Below are 21,765 nucleotides of genomic sequence, written 5' to 3' on the forward strand. Positions count from 1 at the left end.
TACAATTTTAGGCTCCAGGAGTGACCAGTGAAAAATCAGCATGATCTGGGCCGAAGGGATGGAGACTTCATTCTGTCCAAACCTACAGAAATTGAAAATGAACTTCCGTTTCAATTAATCGGTGCCGGTTGTGATTTTTACCAATACCCCATTGAGCGCCCCTTCGGCTTTCCGGTGTTTCAATGGATTCAGACTATCCGGGGAAGGGGAGCACTGGTATCACGGGGAACAACCTATCCAGTCGATCCCGGTCAGGGCATGCTGCTGTATCCCGGAAAACCCCACAGCTATTATGGAGTTGAAGATTCCTGGTATGTGCACTGGATCACCTTCAGCGGAAACAGTGTGGAAAGCATGCTCCACTATCTGGGAATGACCGAAACCGGTGTGTACCAGCTTAGTCACCCCAATGCGGTGGAGACCCTTATTCGCCGGGCCCTGCAGACCCTTGGAAGCAATGCCCTTATGCGGGGCATTGACGGATCGGCCATTGTGTACGGCCTACTTCTTGATTTTTTGAAATATCTTGAACGGGACGGGGAAGATTCCCATATCGGAAGCATACACCGCCTCCAGCCGGCCCTGGATCTCATAGAGCAGGAACTTCACCGCCCGCTGGGGCTGGAAGACATGGCCAAGAGTATCGATGTGACCCCCCAGTACTTTTGCGAACTCTTCAAATCGGTGACCACCCAGCGCCCGGTGGAATACATTAATCAGCGCAGGATCGACAAAGCAAAGGAACGTCTTCTTAAAGAGCCCCACAGCCGAATTCATGACATTGCCGCCGGCCTGGGGTTTGAAAGCGACAGTTACTTCGGAACGGTGTTTAAACGATTCGAAGGGATCAGCCCCCGGGAGTACCGGGAAACCAACGGCGCATCCTAGCCGGAAGACCCCCGGCTTCTTCTGAGCGCTGGCTCCGTTTGAGTAGAAAACCGGCGGCTTGTTCTGACCGGATGACCGCCGGCTCCAGCCTGCCCTCTGTCTCTTTCCCCTCTGTTTCATTCCCCTCTATCTCTTTCTCCGAGATTCTCCCTCCCAGGCTTTCTTCCTCAGTCCCCTGCAATCTCCACGGTAAGATGCTGCAGGTCGAACTCTTTCATAATATCACCCCGAATCTGTGCTGTAAGCTGGGGGCTGGAATTTTTCTGCTCCTGGGGGGAGGGTATTACGCTGAGAACCATGGCCCGTCCCGCTGGGGATGTTTTCCAGATGTGGAAATCCTGCAGCTTCCGGTTTTTGGATTTCAGGATGGTCCGCACTTCATTCAGTTCCTGTTCTCCGTCATAAAAGTCAACCAGGATTTTGCCGCTTGAGATAAGCAGGTCGTACGCCCATTTGAGAATCACCATGGCCGCAAGAATTGCCACCGCCGCATCCGGCCAGGTCACCGAAAAGATTCTCCCGCTGAGCAGTGCCAGGATGGCCAACACCGAGGTGAGGGCGTCGGTGATCACATGAAGATACGCAGCTCTGAGATTTTGATCCTTTTCCCCATGGGAATCCCCTTTCCATGGAGGAGAGAGAATGAGCGCACTGGCAATGTTGATGAGCAGACCAATGAGTGCAACCCCCAGGGCCAGGGTAAAATCCACCTCTTCCGGCGAGATGAGCCGCTCCACCGATTCAACGGTCATGATGATGGCGGTGATAGCCAAAAACGCCGCATTGCTGAAGCCCCCGAGAACTTCCACCTTGCCTGAGCTGAATGTGAATTTTCTATTTCTACTGTGTTTCCCGCTGATGTAATATGCAATAAGGGTCACCCCGAGAGCGAGTCCGTGGGTTCCCATGTGAATTCCGTCCACCAGTAGAGACATCGAACCGGTGAGCAATCCGAAGATTATCTCGCCGAACATTGCTGTGAGGGTTATTCCCACCACTATTGCCGTACGCCTCATGTTCGATGCTCTTGATGCCTGCCGATGCTCCTGATAACAAAGCCGCCGATTCATCTGTTCTCCTTAAATATTTCTGTGGTCCCGGTACGGGCTGCGCCTCGCTCGGACCCACTCGGACCCGCTCCGACCCGGTCCGCTTTACAGTACATCCATGACCGCTTCCATGGTCCGGAAGAACCGTTCGCTCTCCTGTTCACCCAGACGGTTCATCAGTTCGCCGATAAGATCGTCATGGAGGCTGTGATGCCGTTGATACAGTTCCTCTCCCAGGGGACTCAGTGTAATAAAGCTGGATCTCCTGTCCTGTTCATCCTGGATGCGCCGGATCAGATCCTTGTGCAGGAGACGCTGCACCATCACCGTGAGGGTCCCGGTGGTGACTCCAAGCTTCTCCGCCAGTTCCTTCATACGCAGCTGCCTGTGGTTGCCCAGCACCTCAAGGGTATGCATCTGGGCCAGGGAAATTCCGCTTCCCTCAACCAGCCCCTGCTCCCAGGAGCTCATGCGTTCAAAAAATTCAGTGAGAATCCGGGAATAATCCTGCAGTTGATCCACAGCAGCCTCCGAAAAATGGTTTGATACTCAAAGTAATATCAATGAATACTTTGATAGTCAAGGTAAGTATCCGGGAAATATAAATTCTGTGCTTTTGAAATTGCCTCAAAGAAGGAATTGCTTCATATTATACAGAGATGTAAAAATATAGCCGGGCATCCGTGTAAACCCGAACGATGATCGCCGGCCAAGTAGAAAAGGAACCCGAATGAGTGATAAGCGACCCAACGGACAAAGTGCAGCCGCTGCAAAACGTATCGACCTACTGGCCAACGGCCCGGTGCCCAAAACCCTGTTCAGTCTCGCGGCCCCCGCAATTGCCGGAATGCTGGTTTTGGCGGTGTACAATGTGGTGGATACCATTTTTGTCAGTTTTCTCAGAGATACCACGGCAATTGCCGCCACCGGAGTGGTTTTTCCCCTGTTCCAGCTTATCGGCGCGGTGGGGCTCACCTTCGGCATGGGTGCCGCCAGCGTAATCAGTCGGCGAATGGGTGAAAATAAATATGATGAAGCCGAGCAGTCCGGAGCAACCGCTTTTTACTCATCCCTTGGAGTGGGGCTGCTCCTTTCCATTACCGGGGCGATCTTTATTGAACCCATCCTCCGGGCCTTCGGAGCAACCGATTCCATTATTGCCCAGGGTAGCCTCTACGGGCGGATCATACTGGGCGGTTCGGTGTTTCAAATTCTGAATATGACTCTGAACAATCTTTTGCGCTCCGAGGGAGCCTCCCTGTACAGCAGCATGGGACAGATCCTCGGCGCAGTTCTGAATATCATTCTGGATCCTATCTTCATTTTTGTTCTGGACATGGGTATTACGGGAGCCGCAGTGGCCACCATTATCGCCCAGTCTGTCTCCACGGTTTTTCTTCTCAGTTTCTATTTGCGGGGCAGGGGAGCGATGAATCCCCTCCGTCCCGGAAGTGTGCGAATCAATTTACCCACCTACCGGGCGATTATGGCTTTGGGCGCTCCAACCCTGGTACGGCAGCTTTTGGGCAGTATCTCCTTTGGAATTCTGAATAATGCTGCGTCGGCGTTCGGAGATGCTGCAATCGCGGCCATCAGTGTAACCATGCGGATTTTCATGCTGCTGCTTATGGCCCTCATCGGACTGGCCCAGGGGCTTCAGCCCCTTGTGGGGTATAACTACGGTTCGGGAAATATTCCCAGGGTGAGGGAAGGAATCCGTGTGGTGTACATTACCGCTGCGCTGGTGGGCTTGGTAGCGGGAATCATCGCCATGATTTTTGCTCCTGGGATCATGCGCTTCTTTGCGCCCCAGGACCCGGATGTAATCAGAATGGGAAGTATGGCTATGCGCTATATGGCGGTGGTGATGGTTCCTACCGGGCTGCTTCTCATGTTCGGGGGGATATTCCAGGCTCTGGGTGACGGCAGGTCGGCGATGATCCTGGCGGCCGGTCAGCAGGGCGGCTTTCTGATTCCCCTGGTGATCCTTCTGCCGAAGCTGTTGGGAATCCATGGAGTGTTTTTGGCTCAGCCTGCGGGTTTTCTCTTCAGCTTTTTTATCGGGTTGATACTGATCCGCAAAAGTTCCCGGGCTCTCAGGAAGGCGGAGAGGGATCTCTCCGCTGCCATCCCATGATTTTCCAGCCGTAGAGACTCAAACAGGTCCCTGGATTGCCATATCGGGGAGAAGATTCTTCATCTTTGGAAAATAGTGTCAGCCCATTACCTCCCATGCGGATATACTGTATGAAGTGAGATTAATTCAGTGCAGGGAACATGTTCAATTTCTCCCGTATCTGCAAGGTCATCTGGGTGTACTGCGCACAGGCGCAGCAACCCTTTTGCACAATGAGAGCAGCAGGGTATCTCATGCTCCATGCCTGCTGCTTATCCCGCCGTCCAGAAAAGAAAAAATTGAACTAATGGGTGAAAACCGCTTTCTTTCCCTACCAGGACCGATATGGCGGGAAACCATGGATGAACTGGCGGAGGCGGGAATATATTATACCAGGGGAACCCAGCAGGTGGAAACCGGATCTGGAGACTGTGATTATGTCTCCCGGTGCATAGAACACAGTGCCGGAGAGGTATGGGCGGAATCAGCTTCCGGCGAACATTTGCTTCGCAGCATTGCCGTTCACCTGATCTGTCTCTTTCACTCCAGATTGTATGTCCGCTTGGAAGATAAATCGCCCTGGAGCATGGAAGATGCCATGAATTTCATTCAATTGAAATATGACAGTCAATTCACTCTTGAGTTTTTCTGCCGCAGGTGTGCCATGAATACCAGCAGTTTCAGCAGGGAATTCAAAGCCCGCAGCGGGTATTCGCTCTTTGAGTATATTAACCTGGTACGGGTAAAAAAGGCATGCAAAATGCTCAAACAAGGGGAATCAAGTATCCTGGAAATCAGCATCTCCCTGGGATACAACAATATTTCCTTTTTCAATCGATATTTTAAAAAAGTCATGGGGCAGACTCCCGGAGAATTCCGGCGGTCCAGCTGACACATTATTCCACAACGTGGATGTCCGCGAATCAAGCGTTCAAAACACTGCGTCACTTTCCAACCCGTCGGCACTCTCCAATCCATGGAATTCAAAATCGTGTAAGCCTTCTGCCTCCTGTCGGGACACAATAGAAGAGTAAGTATTGAAGGAGGCAGAATGGGAAAAACAGAAAAAAAGCAGGGAAGGTCTCCCGTATCCAACATACGACTGCAGCCCCGGATCCGTATTGCCGAGTTTACCGCACGGGCGGGAGAGCTGGAGCATCTGTTTCCCGGACCGGGAAACAGAGAGTTGAAATGGGATTCCCGGGAATGTCGGCTGATGCTGAACGACAGCGTGATAGCCGTGGGTGAAGTGGAAGCCGATGAGCATGGAATGCGCTTTGTTATACGGCGGATGAAAGAGGAGTGAATATGAAACTGGACGGAGTGAAGGATGTGACTGTTCCGGTCACCGTGGTGCTGGGAGAAAACAGAATCAGAATTGAGGATCTGCACCGGATGGGGGAAGGATCTATTGTGGAATTAACCTCCATTGCCGGAGAACCTGTGGAGTTGTATGCCGCAGGTGAAAAGGTCGCAGAGGGCGAAGTTGTGATTATCGATGAAAACTTCGGTCTTCGAATTACCAAGATCAGTGACGAAGGAGGCAGCTATGCCGGAATACCCCGATTATTATGATCCTGATAAGATATTGGGCCACAAGGGGGCGGCGGGGGAAGCGCTGAGGATCAAGCCCTATGATTTTAAACGGCCGGACAAATTCAGCGTGTTCCAGATTCGTACCATTTCTCTGGTACATGAAACTCTTTCCCGGAAGATCACCGATCGGCTGAATTCTATTCTGGAAGTAAAACCGGAAATATCTGTATCCCTGGTGGATCAGGTGAATTTTCAGGAATTCATGGACCTGGTTAATCCCCTCTCCCTTTTCGCCGTGTACCGCTTTCATGAATCTTCCGGAACCTTCCTGCTTCAATGTGATCCGCAGGGTAACAATGTGCTTCTCGAGAGTTTTGCCGGGGCGGCATATCCAAAATCTGAAAACGACGGTATGGAACGCCCCGATACCGCTGAGAACGGCCGTTCCCTTACGGAACTGGAGTCTCACATTCTTTCACCTCTCTACGATTCCCTGGCCGTGGATCTGGGTTCTGCCTGGTGGTTTTTTGATGAGAATCATATCCGTCTTGAAGAGATGGAAACTGACGCCCAGTTTGCCCGGATTATTCCTCCCAATGAAATGGTGGTGTATGCGGAATTGGAAATCAGTACCTCTCTTGGCAATTGGAAAATTCGCTGTGTCTATCCGTATATCACTCTGGAACCCAGACTGGAACAGCTGAGCTTCAGCTACTGGTATACCCGGATACGGCCCGGGGGCAGCAGTCTGGGGCGAGACCGGATAAGCCGCCTCCCCGTGCAGGCGGGGGTGGAGCTGCTTCTGGAGCCTGTCACCCTGAGTGAACTGGAACGGCTGAAACCCGGCGACAGCCTTGAAATTCCAATTGAAGCGAAGGAGCAATGCCGCATCCAGGCCAATGGGCGGGATGTGGAAATCTGCTCTGTAGCCTCGCTGCTCGGGGAGCGGCTTGAAATTGCTCCGGTCTTCCCAGACGACGCCGGTAGTGAACAGGACCGACAACTTCTGGCCATGATACGACGGGAAATCCGGGAAGGCTTGGAACACCGTATTCCTCAGCTTCAGGAAATGACTGAAGCTGGCGTTGTCCGGGGAAGTGGAAAACAAAGCGGTGAAAATGAGGATACCTCCCTGCAAAAACCCGGCGACAGGGCGGCTATGAAACACTGGGTTCAATCCAGCCGGGGCCTGCAGAATGGATCCATGATGGACCGGGAGGATTATTTTGAAGAATCCCGGGGGATAATCCAGACGCTTACGGTGAATAAGGGAGCCTTTCTTCATCAGCTAATGAGCTTGGAGCGGGAGAGCATTCAAGCCGCCCTGCTCATGCATCTGGGGCATGCCCTTGGCGCGGATTATCTGGCCCGCTGCGAACCGGGTTTGAGGGAACAGATTGTGCGCAGGCTGAGCACCTGCCGATCCCAGCCTGATTTTTTCCATGCAGCCCTAAACGGCTATATCGGGAGTAAGCTGGAGGATTACCGGAATCCTGTGGACATGAACTGCAACGGTATTGAGAAAACGGTGGAAATTCTCAATTACTCCCCCCGAACGGTTGAAATGGAGCTGATAACCGACCTTGAGAGCAGTGATCCAGATCTGGCGGAGGAAATTAAACGGCGAATGTTTGTGTTTGAAGATCTGGTAATACTTGATCCCGCTGCGTTGGGAAAACTTCTTTCCCAGGCAGACCCCGGGGATCTCGCCCTGGCGGTGAAGCGCATACCCGAAGAGTTGGCCGCTCATCTCAGGAATGTGATGGGGGAGGCGGAATTTACTTCCCTCAAGGAAACATCCGACGGGCTTGGAGCGGTGCGGGTACAGGACGTGGATGGGGCCCGTATGCGGATTATTCAGGTATTGAAGGAGCTTGAAGAGGCCGGTGAAGTGCTGGTGGGACGGCAGGGTGAAATGATCGATTAAGCAGTTCACGGACCGGCATACTTGACCGCCCCAAAAAACCAGTGGCATTCAGGAACACCCCGGGCGAGGGCAGGTGTTGTATATGGTAAGCCACGGCCCTCCCATGCCCCTGGGGAGGCCGAAGGGCATGTTTCTGGAGGCACTTATGAAAAAAATAGTAGGCGGGCTCACTGTCGCTGCTCTTCTGCTCAGCTCCTGTGTAACGGTGAATAATCTTGACGAGTTCAGTTTTACCGATGCGGAGATGAATCAACGGGTTAGCGTTCCCCATGCACCCGAAGTACATCTTTCCCGAACCAGCATTCCAGGTTCTTCCAATGACGGTATTCTGCAGGCGGTGGAAATCGGGGCGAATATCGTAACCGGTTTGAAGGAAGCCGAATATGAGCAGAGGCTGTATGAAACCCTGGACTCCCGACTGGTTGAGGCGGCATTACGGGATGAATTTGTCCCCCCTAGCATGACGCTCCTTGGAGCCAGGGAGGCGATGGAGGGAGCAAGAGGCGAATATCTGCTGGAAGTGGAGGTGAGAGAATACGGAATCCACAGCTCCGGCGGAGGAATATACTTTCATCTCACCCTGGAGGCCAGGATCCATCATTTTGCCAGCGGGAATCTGGTGTGGAGACGGAGAATCAGCGAAGATTATGCCGCCAGTCCCTCCTTCTTCGGCTTGAATGATGTCATATCAACGGCAATCACAATCCGCACGTTAGATACCCTCAGCGATGAACAATTAAGCGAGGGCTTCGACCGTCTGGCAAGAAACAGCGCATACGAGATGTCCAGGCGATTGCGGAGGGATTTGTTCAAGAAGCGTTCCTGAAACTGTCATCCGGATACTTACATGGGAGGCACTCCGGTGCCCCGACGTGCCCCGATGTCCCCGGAGTGCTCCGATACCCTCGACGTGCCCCTTTGCCCCTGGGTGCTCCCAGCCTTGCGAATGCCTGAGGGATTCCGGATGAATGCTGTATGTCTCTTGCAGTTCATGATATGATATTCGTATGCAGTCTATGGCTATACAGAGCATGGAAATGAACCGCCTCATCAGTTATGATGCCCTCTTTGCCACTCTGGTGGTGATGGTGCTGCTTCATGTTCTTTTAATCCGCTCCAAGCGCTGGAGAGCCCTGGTTCTCTTTCACTCGGTAGGTGCGGTAAATACTCTGGTGGAGTTTTTCATGGTTAACCGGGGTATCCGTGTACTCCAGGGAGAGGGGTGGGCGCGGGCTCTGGCTCTTTTTGAACTGGCCTGGCTGGATTCGGGCTGGTTCGTGATGCTCAGCTATTTGAACAGTCTTTTTCTCTTCCGCCTTCTCGCAAGGGTCCGGAATCATTCGGCAGCCCCGGGGCAGTCGCTGCCATCCGGGCCCGATCAGGCTCTCCGACGGCCGGACATTAATTTCCTTCTGTATGTAAATCTTCTGTTTTTTGCCGGAATGGTGCTGGCAAGCATTAATTACGGCATGTTTGACGGATCAGTGCTGGCAAAAAGAATTTTTCAGCGTCCCAGACTTGTGCAGACCTACCAGATACTATCGGTGGCCATACCATTTATGGGAATGATTTTCCTGGGCTTTAAGAGGGTCGCCCTGGCTGTTCTGGTCCAGGGGGTTGTGTACGGGTCGGCGTTTCAGTTCCGGCTGCTTCTCGGCGGCATCCGTCAGGCATCGGTGGCCAGGCCCTGGGATCTGATGGTGGACGCAATGACGCTGGCATCGTCCTTAATAGTCACCATTGCATTCTTCTCCGTGCTCATGGGAATTATTGATATGGACCGTCACGGCGACCGAAGACGTCTGGGACCTGCAGCCCGATGGATCCGAATCAGGATTGCGGCGGTCCAACAGATGCGCCGGAGCGGGCAGGGTGTTCTTTTGTGGCTGCCGGTACTCTCTTCAATGTATCTGCGAAAATTTCTGGGACGGCTGTGGAAGAATGTTCCCCCGCCGAAAGGCTGGAAAGACCGCCAATCCAGGGGACTTATATCCGATGCGGTGCTCATGTACCGGGAACTTCTCAAGCGGCTTCCCGCCGCCCGCGCCCTGGAGATCAGTCGGGAGATTATCTACGTCTCCGCCATGCGCTTTCTCAGCGACAGCATACCGGTAATGGGCCGGGATTTTTTCAAAAAGAGCGAACGCCGGCTTGAGGAGGATGTAATCTCACTGGTTGACCGCTTCCCCAACACCGACTACCGGCTGGATACGGTGCGCTATCCCCGGCTGAGGTACCTTGTAACCCGCTGCCGCTTCGTGGAGCTGGTGCAGCAACTGGGGCATCCCGAGCTGGCCACCGCCTTCTGTGCCGCCGACGGCGCATACTTTACTGAGCGCCAGCCCATGATTTCCATGGACCGGCCGAAAACCATCGCCGAAGGCTACGATATTTGTGATTTCGATTTTACCGTTGTGGATTAAGCAGAACAGGTGTGCCTGATATCTGTACCCGAGTATTCGCCCATGCAGCTGACCACAGCCGGGGGTGGGGAATGAGTATGCCCCGGGATACGCGCCCCCTCAGCAAAACGCGCCCCCGGAACAATCCGCCCGGCGCTGCCGTGTATACTCCTGTACTCCCCGGCGGATAAAAAAACGCCCTCCGTCCTGGCGCCGGTGGCGCTGCAGGAAGGGGGCGTTTTTGTTTGAACGTCTGCTCCGGTCGCTTACCCGGCGGTCAGTTTCGGGTCAGTCCCGGGTGAGACTGCGGTACACAATCCGGTGGGGACGGTCGGCCTCGGCTCCCAGCCGTTTCCGCTTGTCTTCCTCATATTCGCTGTAGTTTCCGTCGAACCATACCACCTGGCTTTCCCCTTCGAAAGCGAGAATATGGGTGCAGATCCTGTCCAGGAACCAGCGGTCATGGCTGATCACCACCGCCGAACCGGCGAAACTATCCAGTGCTTCTTCCAGCGCCCGCATGGTGTTCACATCCAGATCGTTGGTGGGCTCATCCAGCAGGATCAGGTTTGAGGCGCTTTTTACCATCATGGCCAGGTTCACCCGGTTTCTCTCACCTCCGGACAGATCGCCGATTTTCTTCTGCTGGTCCGAGCCGTTGAAATTGAACCAGCTCACGTACGCCCGGCTGTTGATCTGCCGTTCGCCCAGCTTGAGCATATCGTTGCCTCCGCTGATCTGCTCCCAGACGGTCTTGCTTCCGTCCAGTTCGCTGCGCATCTGATCCACGAAGCCCATTTTTACCGTTTCACCCACCCGGATATCTCCGGAGTCGGGCTGTTCGTCCCCGGTGATCATTCTGAAAAGGGTAGTTTTCCCCGCACCGTTGGGTCCGATTACCCCGATAACCCCGCCGGGGGGAAGCTCAAAGTTCAAATCGTCGTAGAGAAGCCTATCTCCATATGATTTTTTCACGCTTTTGGCTTCGATTACGATGTCACCCAGTCTGGGACCGGGAGGAAAAAAGAGCTTTATGTCTTTCTGCTGTTCCCGGCCTCCCTGACTGAGAAGCTGTTCATAGCTGCTGATCCTGCTCTTGGCCTTGGCATGCCGTCCCTTGGGAGTCATGTTGATCCACTCAAGTTCCCGCTGAAGAGTCTTTTGCCGCTGACTTTCGCTTTTCTCTTCCTGGGCCAGCCGCTGACGCTTCTGTTCCAGCCAGCTTGAGTAATTGCCCTTCCAGGGGATACCCTCGCCACGGTCCAGCTCGAGAATCCAGCCCGCCACGTTGTCCAGGAAGTACCTGTCGTGGGTTACCGCGATAATGGTGCCCGGGTACTGTTGCAGATGCCGCTCCAGCCAGGCGATGGATTCTGCATCCAGGTGGTTGGTGGGCTCATCCAGGAGCAGAATGTCGGGCTGCTTCAACAGCAGACGGCAGAGAGCCACCCGCCGGCGTTCTCCCCCAGAAAGGGTGTCAACTGTCTGATCCTGAGGCGGGCAGCGCAGAGCGTCCATGGCCAGTTCAAGCCGGCTGTCCAGGTTCCAGGCGTCAAGTTCATCTAGGCGTTCCTGCACCTCCCCTTGGCGTTCCAGCAGCTTCTCCATGTCCGCGTCGGGATCGGCGAAGGATTCATTAATCTTGTCATATTCGGCCAGAAGGTCTACAGTTTCCTGAACGCCTTCGGACACAATCTCCTTGACGGTTTTCCCAGCTTCCAGCTGAGGTTCCTGTTCCAGGTAGCCCACAGTGAAGCCCGGGCTGATGGAAATTTCACCGTTGTACTCGGTATCCACCCCGGCCATGATCTTTAAAAGGGTGGACTTCCCCGATCCGTTGAGACCGATCACTCCGATCTTGGCGCCGTAAAAATATGATAGACTGATATCTTTAATAACCTGCCGGGTTCCGTGGTGCCGGCTCACCTTGTGCATCGAATAAATTACTTTTTTGTCTTCACCATTGCTCATTACCCGGCAGTATAACGAAAAACGCTTCCCGGAGGAAGGTTCCATGTCCAATATCGTACTTACCAGCGTGAATGCCGGGTACAGCCATCCCAACTTCGGTCTCAGATACATTCTGGCGAACATGGGCGAGCTGGAATCTTCCACATATATTGTGGAGGGTACCCGCCGGGGCGGCCTTGAACCCATGATCCGGGAGATCGTGAGCTATGCTCCGGCGATCATCGGCATTTCCGTTGCGGTGTGGAACCATCAGGATTCCCGGGAGCTTACCGCCGAACTCAGGAAGCTGATGCCGGATTCGGTAATCGTGATGGGCGGTCCGGAGGCAAGCTATCTGGCCGGGGACGGCCCGGGCTATGCCTCCCCCCCCCTGTTTGAACATGCCGACCTTGTGCTCAGGGGTGAGGGGGAGCTTCTGTTCCACGAGCTGTGCAGGAAGATTTTGTCCGAAATTGATAAGGCTGGAAGGCCCGATCAAACAAGCTTGAGAGGGCGTGCAAAAGAGCTGATTCCCGAAACCCGGCGGATTCAGCAGTTGAGCCCCCGGCAGCTGGAGGAGATACGGCTTCCCTACCATTTACTCAGCCCCCACGATATTGTTCACCGCCGGCTTTACATTGAAACCAGCAGGGGATGCCCCTTTCGCTGTGAGTTTTGTCTTTCCAGTGTTCAGGGGGCGGTACGCGACATTCCTTTGGATGAAATATTTTCCGCAATCCGGCGCTACTGGGAGGCCGGCGGACGCTTTTTTAAGTTTATTGACCGGACATTCAACCTGGATATTTCCCGGGCGTCGGCGGTTTTGGATTTGTTTCTGGAATTGTTCAACGGGGAGCGGCGGAAGGACGCCTACGTCCAGTTTGAGGTGGTCCCAGACCGGCTGCCGGATGAGCTGAGGGACCGGCTGCGCCGTTTTCCTCCGGGGATGCTCCGTCTGGAAGTGGGAATTCAGACCTTTAACCGAGAGGCCGCCGCGAGGATAAACCGCCGTCAGGACTACGAACGGAGTGTGGATAATCTTAACTTCCTGGTGACCCAAACCCATGCGGTGATCCATGCCGATCTTATTGCAGGGCTGCCGGGGGAGGATATGGAGAGCTTCGGTTCGGGTTTCAACCGCCTTTGGGACATTCTCATTCAGCCGGGAGCAGGGAATTCCGCGGAACTTCAGCTGGGGATTCTGAAATATCTTCCCGGTACCACCCTCGGGCGGCATATTGAGGGCTGGGAACTGGATTTCTCGCCGGATCCTCCCTATGCGCTTCGTTCCTCTTCCAGTATTTCATCGGATGATATGCAACGGATTGCCCGGGCGGCGAAGTATTGGGAGCTGGTGGTGAACCGAGGCCGCTATCCGGCTGAGGTAGCACGGCTTTTCCCCGCTGGAGGCAGAAGCTTCGAAACGCTCCTTGCATTGACCGATTACCTCTTCGACAGTCTGGGGCGGACCTGGGGGATAGACGCCTCAGAGATGGGCGAACTGCTGGGGATTTTTTTGGGAGATGAGTCGGTACGTGGGCAAAACCTGTAAAATATATTAGAATTGTACATATGAACTATCTGGGTGTTTCCCGCCGCAAGCTTTCGATCTCGGTTTTCGTGGTACTCTCAGTCCTGTTCAATGCTCTTCTGAACTATCTCACCCAACTCGCCGGCCTGCCCATTTTTATGGACAGCATTTTCACCGTTCTCGGCACCGCAGTCCTCGGTCTGGGCTGGGGGCTGGTAATCGGGACCGCCACAAACCTGTTTATGGATTTTCTCCAGGGCTTCCCCGGCATTCTCTGGCCTTTTGCGGCGGCGCAAATTGTCAGCGCTCTGGTCACCCATGTGATGGTCAGAAATAAAGCACTGAAAACCGTCTCCGGGGTCACCCTGTTCATTTTGATCCTCGCCCTGCTGAATGCCCTTACCGGCACGGTGGTGGCGGTGTTTGTTTTCGGCGGCTTCACCCTGGAACGCTTCGATTTCATCGTACATGCCCTCATACAGTCAGGACAGAGCATCTTCTCCTCCGCGTTTCTCACCAGGCTGGTGATAAACATTGTGGATAAGGGAATTGCGGTGCTGGTCCTTATGGCTCTCTTTCCGAAACTTCGGCAATATGGAAGTACCCCCGGAGAGGAGCAATGAGAAGGAATCGTCCGGTCTCTGAACGCACTGAAGTCACAACATTGGGGTCAAATATTTTGTTAATGCTCGTATTCCCCCTCCTTCTCATATCCTTTGCCAGCAGTATGGTTTCCACCGGTAGAATGGAGCGTTCTCTCAAGGAGAGTATGGAAAAAACCATGGTGGGTCTGAGTCGAGATATCGGAATGGATATGATGCTTCTGCTGGAAAGCATGGAGGATGGCGCTGAAATTCTTGCCGGAAGTGTGGGCGCTTCCTTCAGCCCCGCCCAGGCCGATTCCGAAGCATACCTGCAGAGTTTCCGGAACTCCCACGCCCGCACACTTCTTAGCACAGCACGGAGCAACTCCAGCATTCACGGGGTATATTTCATGTCCGCACCGGCCTTCGGGGATCCGCCGGGGCAAATTTGGTATTACCGGAAGGAGGGACAATGGGTGCGGGGGCCGGAGTATCCAAATCCGGATCATATGGATCCCTCAGACCCCGGGATGCAGTATTATTACCGTCCCCTGAATGACGGCACAGCATATTGGAGCGAACTGTACCGGGATATTGATATCCAGGTCGATATGTTTTCCTATACCGTTCCCGTATACCCCGGGACATTTGAGTCCAACAGCAATGAAGACCCTATCGGTGTAGTGGGAATAGATATCGCTGCGGCCGACATCTTGGATGAAATTCGGGAATACCGGCTGCACACCAGCGGACATGCCTTTCTCATGACCGATAATATCAGCATCTATCCCGAATCGAGATTTGCGCCGGGTAGATTGAGTGAAGAATCATGGAGGAGATTACGGAATACGATTTTCAGCCCCCAGCAACCGCAGAATGAGCAATTTCTGGAATTTGAGGCAGATGGACAAAATCATCTTATCGGGTACTCCCGGCTGCAAAATTCATGGGTTCTGGGGGTGATCGCCACGGAGACGGAGGTGTATGCGGAAATCGGTCTCACATGGTTCACGGTGCTCTCCATTAACGGAATGGCGATTTTCTTTTCCATCATCTTCTCGATCTTTATCGTCCGCTATATCAACACTCCCCTTCAAGTGCTGAGCCGTGAAATGCGGAAAGTGCGGGAAGATCACCGTCACAGGGTGCCCCGCATCCAGCTGTATTACCGGCAGGATGAAATTGGAGAACTGTACCGCACCTTCTATGGCCTGCAGAGATTCACCACAGAAAGCCTGAGCCGTCTCATTGAGGAAAATATTGCCCAAGAGCGTCTAGCATCCATGGGGGAACAGCTGGCAGGCTTTGCCCATGAAATTCAGACACCCATCGGCAATATCAATCTGGCGGTTTCCTCTCTACGGGACGGAATCATCAGTCTGGACCGGGAATTCCAGAATCAGAATCTGACAAAGAGTCAATTCAACGAATTTATCGGCCGCAGCAACGAAATGCTCGGCAGCCTGGTGTGGAACATCAGTCAGGTCCGGAGAGTTGTGCAGGGCATTAGAACCAGCGCCAACGCACAGCTGAACATGCAGCTTGAAGAGTTCTCTCTCCGGGAGATCGTTGAAACCACCTATGAAAACGGCCGCTACAGCCGAAAATCCCTGGATGTGGAACTCAGCCTGGACATACCCGGGGAACTGAAGATGCGCAGCTACCCCGGGCTGCTCATACAGGTATTCAGTAATCTCATACAAAACTCAATTCTTCACGGGTTTCAGAAAAAACACGGGGGAATCATCAGCATATCGGCAAAAAAAATCGCCTCAGGGGAAGTGGAAATTCTGTATTGCGACAACGGAAGCGGAATACCCCGGGAATATCAACAGCATATATTCACCCGCTTCTTCACTACCGCCAAATCCCGGGGGGGGACAGGTCTGGGATTGTCGATTATCGATACTATTATCCGGGAGTTACTGAAAGGCTCGATTATCTTTGTGGATGGTGAAGCTCAGGGAGTTTGCTTCACCATCCTCCTGCCGGAAAACCTGCAGGATAGTTCAGGAGAGCACACAGAAAAACAGGAATAGATCCGGATTATGCTTGACCTTGTATTGAGGAATCGGTATTATTTTATCGATTCCCCATCTCCAGACCCAGTATCCCGGGTTTGGCGATGGTGACTCTGACACGGATTGTTCCGTGTTCTTCCTGTGAATTTGTCCCGGTTGCTGGTACGAGCATCCGGGACGCTTTTTATAAAAAAATCCCTGAGACTCTGCCACTGAATTAGCAGGCTCTAAGTATTGGAAAGAAAAATCTCTCACCGTGTGCTGCACACCTCGCGGGTAATGGTCTTCAGATCCCGGGCATCATTGGCGATAATTTCGTCATCCTCCACCCGTTCCCGGATACTCACAAGAAGGTTCCGAACCGAATTGTCCTTCAGATCATATTCGATCCATTTCCCCTCCCGGCGGCTTTTCACGATTCCCGAATATTTCAGAATTTTCAAATGGTTGGAGAGTGTTGCTCCCGAGATGTCCAGAAGCTGATGCATTTCGCATACGCACAGCGGTCTGCTCAAAAGCATCATGGCAATTCGAAAGCGGTTATCTTCACCCAAAGCTTTGAGCTGGTCAATTAACATGCGCATAGAAGCATATAATATCACGAAGCGGCTGACACCGCAATTTGTCCTGCCTGACTATGAATCGAGTCCGCCGAAAGGCAGAGACTCTGCTTTCCCTACCGGTGCCTAAGGGAGGTATCACGGATTTCCCGGAAGAAATTCTCCAGATGGTGCGTTCCCGTTTCCGAATAGCTATACCCGTCCCCGTTTTGCCATATCCAGAAGATCCTTCATTTCCGAGAAAAAGCCTGTGGTGCGGACAAGGAGCGAGGAGAGCGGGGCTGCGGCCGGTTCCAGGAAAAAGCGTTCCTTTGCGGCAACCAAGCCGGACCGGGTAAATTCAGCTTCGCCGAAAACCGAAATGTAAGGGAAGCTGTGGACTCTACCATTATTTTTCCAGCAAGGAGGAGCTGTTCTCATACTGAGAGCGTCAGCTGCTGAATGAAATTGACCAGATTTGCCCGCCTGAGCCTTCGGCGGATGATCCGGCGGCTTATTTTCTGCCAGTCAGTTTGATAATATGAAAACCAAATTGAGTTCGTACAATGCCGCTCAGTCTTCCGGGGCTCAATTTGCTGCATGCCTGTTCGAATTCCTTCACCATTTTCCCCGGGCCGAACCAGCCAAGATCACCGCCCTTGCTTTTTGAGGGGCAGGTGGAGAAGTCTTTCGCCAAGGCTTCAAATCGCGCGCCCCCTTTCAGCTGTTTGAGCAGTCGTTCGGCCAGTGATTTATCTTTTACCAGTATGTGGCTTGCTCTGTATTCCATGGTTGGAAATATATCTGTCCCGGGAGAGTGAATCAAGGGCTGAACCAGGATACGGCCGGGTGCATCGCGGCAGGACGCGGGCAGCTGCCGGAGCTAAAGGGAGATGCGGTAACCAATATCCCCTTCAAATTTGAAGATGCTGAAAATGGCAACAATCAGGGTGGCAAAAAAGCTTTCCAGGGCATCTTCGCTTTCCACAACCGGGACATCCGTTATGGAGAGATCCAGGCTGGCCCCCAGCATGAATTTCCCCGGTCCCAGTTTGAATGAGGGGTGAAGTCCGGCGGATATGTAGAGAGGCAGATCATCTCCGTCGTAGGATGCGCTGTTGATGTTGCTTTCCCTGAGTCTCAGGCTGAAGCCCAGGTCGGCGGAAAACCAGCCCAGTTCGGCGGTGGCATAGGGCACAATGTACGCATCCCCCAGGGTGAGTCCTGCATATCCTTTCACCCCTGCACCGATGCCCCAGAATGAGGGACGGTAGAGCACGGCGATATCCGGGCTGAGTAGAGCCGATCCGGTGGACAGGGCAAGGCCGGTCTGGCTGCGGAGAGTGATGGCCTTCTTCTGCTCAGGCTCTTCTTCTGTGGTGTTTTCTGTGATTTTTTCCGGGTTTTGGGCGTCCTGGGCAAAGAGGGGAATTGATACGGCCATTAAAAAGATGAGAACTGCAAAAAACACATGGCGAAAATTCATATGTACCTCCTGCAGATACCGGCGGTATGACCCCGGCAGCAATGTGTTTATAAGTATATCAGTCGGAGGGTGAAATTTCATTGCTATTGGGGCTCATTTCCCGATGCCCGGGGGGAAGATGGGTCTCCAGCCATGGGGTTATGGAGCTGTGAGCCTTTAGGTCGGCGAAGGGATCTCCCCGGGTGGCCCCCCGGTTCACGATAACCACCGGCGTTCCCGCTTTGTCGGCATATTCCACGAAGCGCAAACCCGAGCGCACCGCAAGGGAGCTGCCCAGAACCAGAAGCAGGTCGCAGTCATCCACCATGGCGTAGCAGCGCTCAACCCGGTCAAAAGGCACGTTTTCTCCGAAGAACACCACATCCGGCTTGAGAATACCTCCGCATGTGAGGCAGCCGGGAGTACGGAACTCCCGGGTCACCTCCTGAGGAAGCTGAGCATCTCCGTCGGGGGAGTAATTACTGCTGAGCCGTTCCCAGCGGGGATTGTCCCGAAGCATTCGTCTTTGAAGCTCATCCCTGCTGGAAATTCGGCCGCAGTCCATGCACCTGATCCGTTTCAGATTACCATGAAGCTCAACCACATTACGGCTTCCTGCTTTAAAATGCAGGTCATCCACATTTTGGGTGATAATGCCGTTGATGTGTTCTGCCTGTTCCAGCCCGCCGAGTATATGGTGTGCCCGGTTGGGTTCTCTGTCCCGGATCCACGGCCAGCCCAGGGCGCTGCGGGCCCAATAGTGCCGCCGTTTTTCCACACTGCCCATGAATTGCGCATATGTGACCGGGCCGGAATCACCGTCATTTCCCCTGCGCCGGGTGCGGTCTTCCCCCCGGTAATCGGGAATCCCCGAATCGGTGCTGATCCCTGCGCCGCTGAGTACGGTAATAAGACCTTCGGCTAATACCCTATAGATATCTTCCATAGGCTGAAATATAGCCCTCCGCTCCAGTTCGGGCAAAGACCTTCACGGATTTTACACAGGGAATTCTCTCCGGTGGAACAGACCGTGTTGACCCCCATACCATCCTGCCGTATGCTCCAGCTACCATGTATCTTTCAAAGACCCCTTCACCGCGGAATTACCGCTACGACCATCATCTGAACCTGAGACAGACCTGGTACCGTGCATCCGGTTCATTGCTCGCTCTGGAGTTCAGCGACGACCGCTGGCCGGCTGAACCGGCGGTTATTAATTTTTCCCCCGGGGAAATTCCCGGGTTTCTGGAGCTGCAACCCGGGGATGCCACTCCGGATTCAGGAGGTCTCCATGCTGCGGCGGGGCAGCCCGAGCTTGAGCCCGAGCTTGAGCTTGTGCACAGCCCGGAGAATGTCGGGGATTCGGATGCTCCCGTGCCATGTCGGGGAGGGTTCTCCCTACTTTGGCGGGGGCATTCGCTCCTGGAAGCCGGTCCTCTGGGGCTGGGGGGAGAAAATCTCCGTTCATGGATTCTGAATTTCAACCCCAATCCCGAGTTCCGCTTCTACGGTCTGGGGGAAAAAAACGGCGGGCCCGAGTTCAGCGGCAGAAGGGTGGGGTTCCGAAATACCGATGTGCTGGGGGACTTCCCCTGGCAGCAGGTGATCAGCGGCGAACCGGACCCCATGTACATTTCCATTCCTTACATTCTGATTCACAGCCACGCCGGATGGCTGGGGGTGTTTTCCCACACTCTCTACAGAAGCTGGATGTCCCTGGGGAGCAATCCCCATATTGAAATTATGGACAGCGGCGACACTGAACGGCAGCTGTTTATCGCAGCCGAGGACGGGGCGCCGGTATTGTTCTTTTTTGCCGGTGACACTCCTGATGAGGTGACCCGGCAATTTCACCGTCTACTTGGCACCCACCCCCGACCTCCGCTTTGGAGTCTGGGGCATCATCAGAGCCGCTGGGGGTACGCCGGACCGGAAGATCTGGATCATGTCCGGGGGAAGTTCCTGCAGTACGGCATACCCAACGATGGCCTCTGGCTGGATATTGATTACATGGACGGATACCGGGTTTTCAGCTTCAATCCGGAACTTTTTCCCGATCCCCGGCAGGAGATTCAGCAGCTCCAGTCCGGGGGGCAGCGGGTGGTGCCGATCATTGATCCCGGGGTGAAGCTTGATCCCCACTATGCTCTCTATCGGGAGGGCAGTTCCCGGGAATTATTCTGCAAGAACTCCGCCGGCGGGGAATATGTGGGTTATGTGTGGCCCGGTGAAACGGTGTTCCCTGATTTTTCCATGCAGGAAACCCGGGACTGGTGGGCGGATCAGATCTCGGAAATTGCGGATCTGGGAATCCAGGGTATCTGGCTGGATATGAATGATCCGGCCACCGGAGACGCTTCTCCCGATGATATGCGTTTTCAAAACGGACGTCTGCCCCACGGCTACTTCCATAACTCCTATGCTCTTGGGATGCAGAAGGCCAGCCGGGAAGGCTTTAGCAGGAGGGCTCCGGACATGCGGCCGTTTATTCTCAGCCGCAGCGGCAGTCCGGGAAGCTCCCGCTATGCTGCGGTGTGGCTGGGAGATAATGCAAGCAACTATCATCATCTCGCCCAGACAATCAAGACCGGAATGAATCTGGGGCTTTCGGGAATTCCCTTCTGGGGGGCGGATGTGCCGGGGTTTATTGAAGATGCTGATGCCGGGTTGATGATCGACTGGTATAAGGCGGCCTTTCTGCAGCCGTTTTTAAGAAACCATTCCTGCAAGGGGACAGCCGAACAGGAGCCATGGAAATTCGGCTCCAGGGTGAGAAACATTGTTTCCCGATATATTCGGCTGAGATACCGTCTGCTTCCGTATCTATATAATCTTCATGTTACCCACCAGCAGCATGGAGGCCCCATTCTTGCCCCTTTGTGGTACCACTTTCCCGAAAGCATGGAGGAGAGCTGGAATATCGGCGATGCATTCATGGTCGGCCCTAATATTATGCAGGCTCCTGCGACCCGGGAGGGGCAGGAAAAACGGAGCGTATATCTACCCCCGGGTGGATGGCTGGATGCGGGAGACGGCAGCTGGAAAAAAGGGGGGCGGTGGATCCAAAGCTCTCTGGATGAGGAGGGTACCCCCCTCTATTTCCGGGAAAACGGCATTATTCCCATGCTTCATAAGGAGCCTAAGAACAATCAGAGTGATATCAGTAACGTGGAATTTCATGTGATCATCCGCTCCAACTCCAAGGCGACCCTTGAATACGCCTATGTCAGCGATGACGGTCTTACCAGGGGATATACCCGTGCCAACCAGACGCAGATCAGCGTAAAAGCCCATGTGAGAAAGCAGGCCCGCGGCGGCTCCGGGAAGGGAAAAAAAGAGACCACCCTTCAGCTGTATCTGGAGCATATTCTTCAGGGCTTCGGGCCGGTGCGTATTTCGTTTTTCCTCTACGATCATTTCGACGGAGTGGAGCTCTATTCATCCAGCGGGAAGCTTCACGGCAAACGTTTGGATCTGAAGAGTACCACCAGGCGGTTCAGCGGAGAATCGTTGAAACTGTATAAGACCAAGAATATCACCTTCAAATTGCAATAGCTGTCCGTGCGAAGCTTGACATCATTGAGAGACAGCGGTAGGCTGTTTCTAACATAGCAAGGGGAGCTGGATAGTACCGGCTGAGAGGAAGCAACGCTTCGACCCGTGACCTGATCTGGATAATGCCAGCGTAGGGCCCGCAACGGTCTGATGCAGCGGTGAAACGCTGTATCTGCTCAATCGCAAATCCCCCAACGACTGT

At 53.8% G+C, this 21,765-nt stretch carries 20 protein-coding genes and 1 riboswitch; of the genes, 12 read left to right on the forward strand and 8 right to left on the reverse strand.

Annotated features, from left to right (window positions below):
* Positions 1-27 precede the first annotated feature (27 nt).
* A complete protein-coding gene (locus AC52PS_RS00510; RefSeq protein ID WP_495561067.1) occupies positions 28-888 on the forward strand; it encodes a helix-turn-helix transcriptional regulator in 861 nt (286 codons plus the stop codon).
* A gap of 167 nt (positions 889-1,055) precedes the next feature.
* Here the strand turns inward: AC52PS_RS00510 and AC52PS_RS00515 are convergent, their stop codons facing one another.
* Entirely contained in the window at positions 1,056-1,958 is a 903-nt protein-coding gene (locus AC52PS_RS00515) for a cation diffusion facilitator family transporter (protein WP_495561068.1), read from the reverse strand.
* A gap of 84 nt (positions 1,959-2,042) precedes the next feature.
* Positions 2,043-2,459: a MarR family winged helix-turn-helix transcriptional regulator gene (locus tag AC52PS_RS00520; protein ID WP_495561069.1), complete on the reverse strand. Its 417-nt coding sequence runs from the start codon at positions 2,457-2,459 to the stop codon at positions 2,043-2,045.
* 208 nt (positions 2,460-2,667) lie between these two features.
* Between AC52PS_RS00520 and AC52PS_RS00525 the strand changes: the two genes are divergently transcribed.
* The 7 genes from AC52PS_RS00525 (at position 2,668) to AC52PS_RS00555 (ending at position 9,939) form a co-directional block, all read left to right on the forward strand.
* Positions 2,668-4,074 (forward strand): MATE family efflux transporter, encoded by a 1,407-nt coding sequence (locus tag AC52PS_RS00525; protein WP_495561070.1) that lies wholly within the window; start codon positions 2,668-2,670, stop codon positions 4,072-4,074.
* A 115-nt stretch (positions 4,075-4,189) separates the two neighbouring features.
* On the forward strand, positions 4,190-4,945 hold the full coding sequence (locus AC52PS_RS00530; protein ID WP_495561071.1) for a helix-turn-helix domain-containing protein: 756 nt from the start codon (positions 4,190-4,192) through the stop codon (positions 4,943-4,945).
* Between the two features lie 159 nt (positions 4,946-5,104).
* On the forward strand, positions 5,105-5,359 hold the full coding sequence (locus AC52PS_RS00535; protein WP_495561072.1) for a hypothetical protein: 255 nt from the start codon (positions 5,105-5,107) through the stop codon (positions 5,357-5,359).
* Between the two features lie 2 nt (positions 5,360-5,361).
* A complete protein-coding gene (locus AC52PS_RS00540; protein WP_495561073.1) occupies positions 5,362-5,628 on the forward strand; it encodes a FliM/FliN family flagellar motor switch protein in 267 nt (88 codons plus the stop codon).
* The gene (locus AC52PS_RS00545) at positions 5,603-7,516 is read left to right on the forward strand and encodes a FliG C-terminal domain-containing protein (protein ID WP_495561074.1); all 1,914 of its coding nucleotides are present in this window, start codon (positions 5,603-5,605) and stop codon (positions 7,514-7,516) included. The genes AC52PS_RS00540 and AC52PS_RS00545 overlap by 26 nt, the downstream gene beginning before the upstream one ends.
* 145 nt (positions 7,517-7,661) lie before the next feature.
* Positions 7,662-8,342, forward strand: a complete 681-nt coding sequence (locus AC52PS_RS00550) for a hypothetical protein (RefSeq protein ID WP_495561075.1) — start codon at positions 7,662-7,664, stop codon at positions 8,340-8,342.
* A 190-nt stretch (positions 8,343-8,532) separates the two neighbouring features.
* Positions 8,533-9,939, forward strand: coding sequence for an L-2-amino-thiazoline-4-carboxylic acid hydrolase (locus AC52PS_RS00555; RefSeq protein ID WP_495561076.1), 1,407 nt, complete (start codon positions 8,533-8,535; stop codon positions 9,937-9,939).
* Positions 9,940-10,206: 267 nt separating this feature from the next.
* Here AC52PS_RS00555 and ettA read toward each other — a convergent pair whose 3' ends face one another.
* A complete protein-coding gene (ettA, locus tag AC52PS_RS00560; protein WP_495561077.1) occupies positions 10,207-11,889 on the reverse strand; it encodes an energy-dependent translational throttle protein EttA in 1,683 nt (560 codons plus the stop codon).
* Positions 11,890-11,932: 43 nt separating this feature from the next.
* Here ettA and AC52PS_RS00565 point away from each other — a divergent pair, with 43 nt between their 5' ends.
* The 3 genes from AC52PS_RS00565 to AC52PS_RS00575 all read left to right on the forward strand — a co-directional run bounded on the left by AC52PS_RS00565 (position 11,933) and on the right by AC52PS_RS00575 (position 16,022).
* Positions 11,933-13,420, forward strand: coding sequence for a B12-binding domain-containing radical SAM protein (locus AC52PS_RS00565; protein ID WP_495561078.1), 1,488 nt, complete (start codon positions 11,933-11,935; stop codon positions 13,418-13,420).
* Positions 13,421-13,440: 20 nt separating this feature from the next.
* The gene (locus AC52PS_RS00570; RefSeq protein WP_495561079.1) at positions 13,441-14,022 is read left to right on the forward strand and encodes a hypothetical protein; all 582 of its coding nucleotides are present in this window, start codon (positions 13,441-13,443) and stop codon (positions 14,020-14,022) included.
* 62 nt (positions 14,023-14,084) lie between these two features.
* Positions 14,085-16,022 carry an ATP-binding protein gene (locus AC52PS_RS00575; RefSeq protein WP_495561080.1) on the forward strand — a complete coding sequence of 646 codons (1,938 nt, stop codon included), beginning with the start codon at positions 14,085-14,087 and terminating at the stop codon, positions 16,020-16,022.
* Positions 16,023-16,255: 233 nt separating this feature from the next.
* Here AC52PS_RS00575 and AC52PS_RS00580 read toward each other — a convergent pair whose 3' ends face one another.
* The 5 genes from AC52PS_RS00580 to AC52PS_RS00600 form a co-directional block, all read right to left on the reverse strand.
* A complete protein-coding gene (locus tag AC52PS_RS00580; protein WP_495561081.1) occupies positions 16,256-16,588 on the reverse strand; it encodes an ArsR/SmtB family transcription factor in 333 nt (110 codons plus the stop codon).
* Between the two features lie 168 nt (positions 16,589-16,756).
* Positions 16,757-16,984, reverse strand: coding sequence for a hypothetical protein (locus AC52PS_RS00585; RefSeq protein WP_495561082.1), 228 nt, complete (start codon positions 16,982-16,984; stop codon positions 16,757-16,759).
* Between the two features lie 73 nt (positions 16,985-17,057).
* Positions 17,058-17,333 (reverse strand): peptidylprolyl isomerase, encoded by a 276-nt coding sequence (locus tag AC52PS_RS00590; RefSeq protein ID WP_495561083.1) that lies wholly within the window; start codon positions 17,331-17,333, stop codon positions 17,058-17,060.
* 93 nt (positions 17,334-17,426) lie between these two features.
* Positions 17,427-18,029, reverse strand: coding sequence for a hypothetical protein (locus tag AC52PS_RS00595; protein ID WP_495561084.1), 603 nt, complete (start codon positions 18,027-18,029; stop codon positions 17,427-17,429).
* Positions 18,030-18,087: 58 nt separating this feature from the next.
* Positions 18,088-18,954: an NAD-dependent protein deacetylase gene (locus AC52PS_RS00600; RefSeq protein WP_495561085.1), complete on the reverse strand. Its 867-nt coding sequence runs from the start codon at positions 18,952-18,954 to the stop codon at positions 18,088-18,090.
* 125 nt (positions 18,955-19,079) lie between these two features.
* Here AC52PS_RS00600 and AC52PS_RS00605 point away from each other — a divergent pair, with 125 nt between their 5' ends.
* Complete coding sequence (locus tag AC52PS_RS00605; protein ID WP_495561086.1) at positions 19,080-21,563, forward strand: glycoside hydrolase family 31 protein; 2,484 nt, start codon at positions 19,080-19,082, stop codon at positions 21,561-21,563.
* Between the two features lie 49 nt (positions 21,564-21,612).
* Positions 21,613-21,718: riboswitch (TPP riboswitch) on the forward strand.
* The last annotated feature ends 47 nt before the right edge of the window (positions 21,719-21,765 follow it).

This window comes from Salinispira sp. (assembly GCF_059431795.1).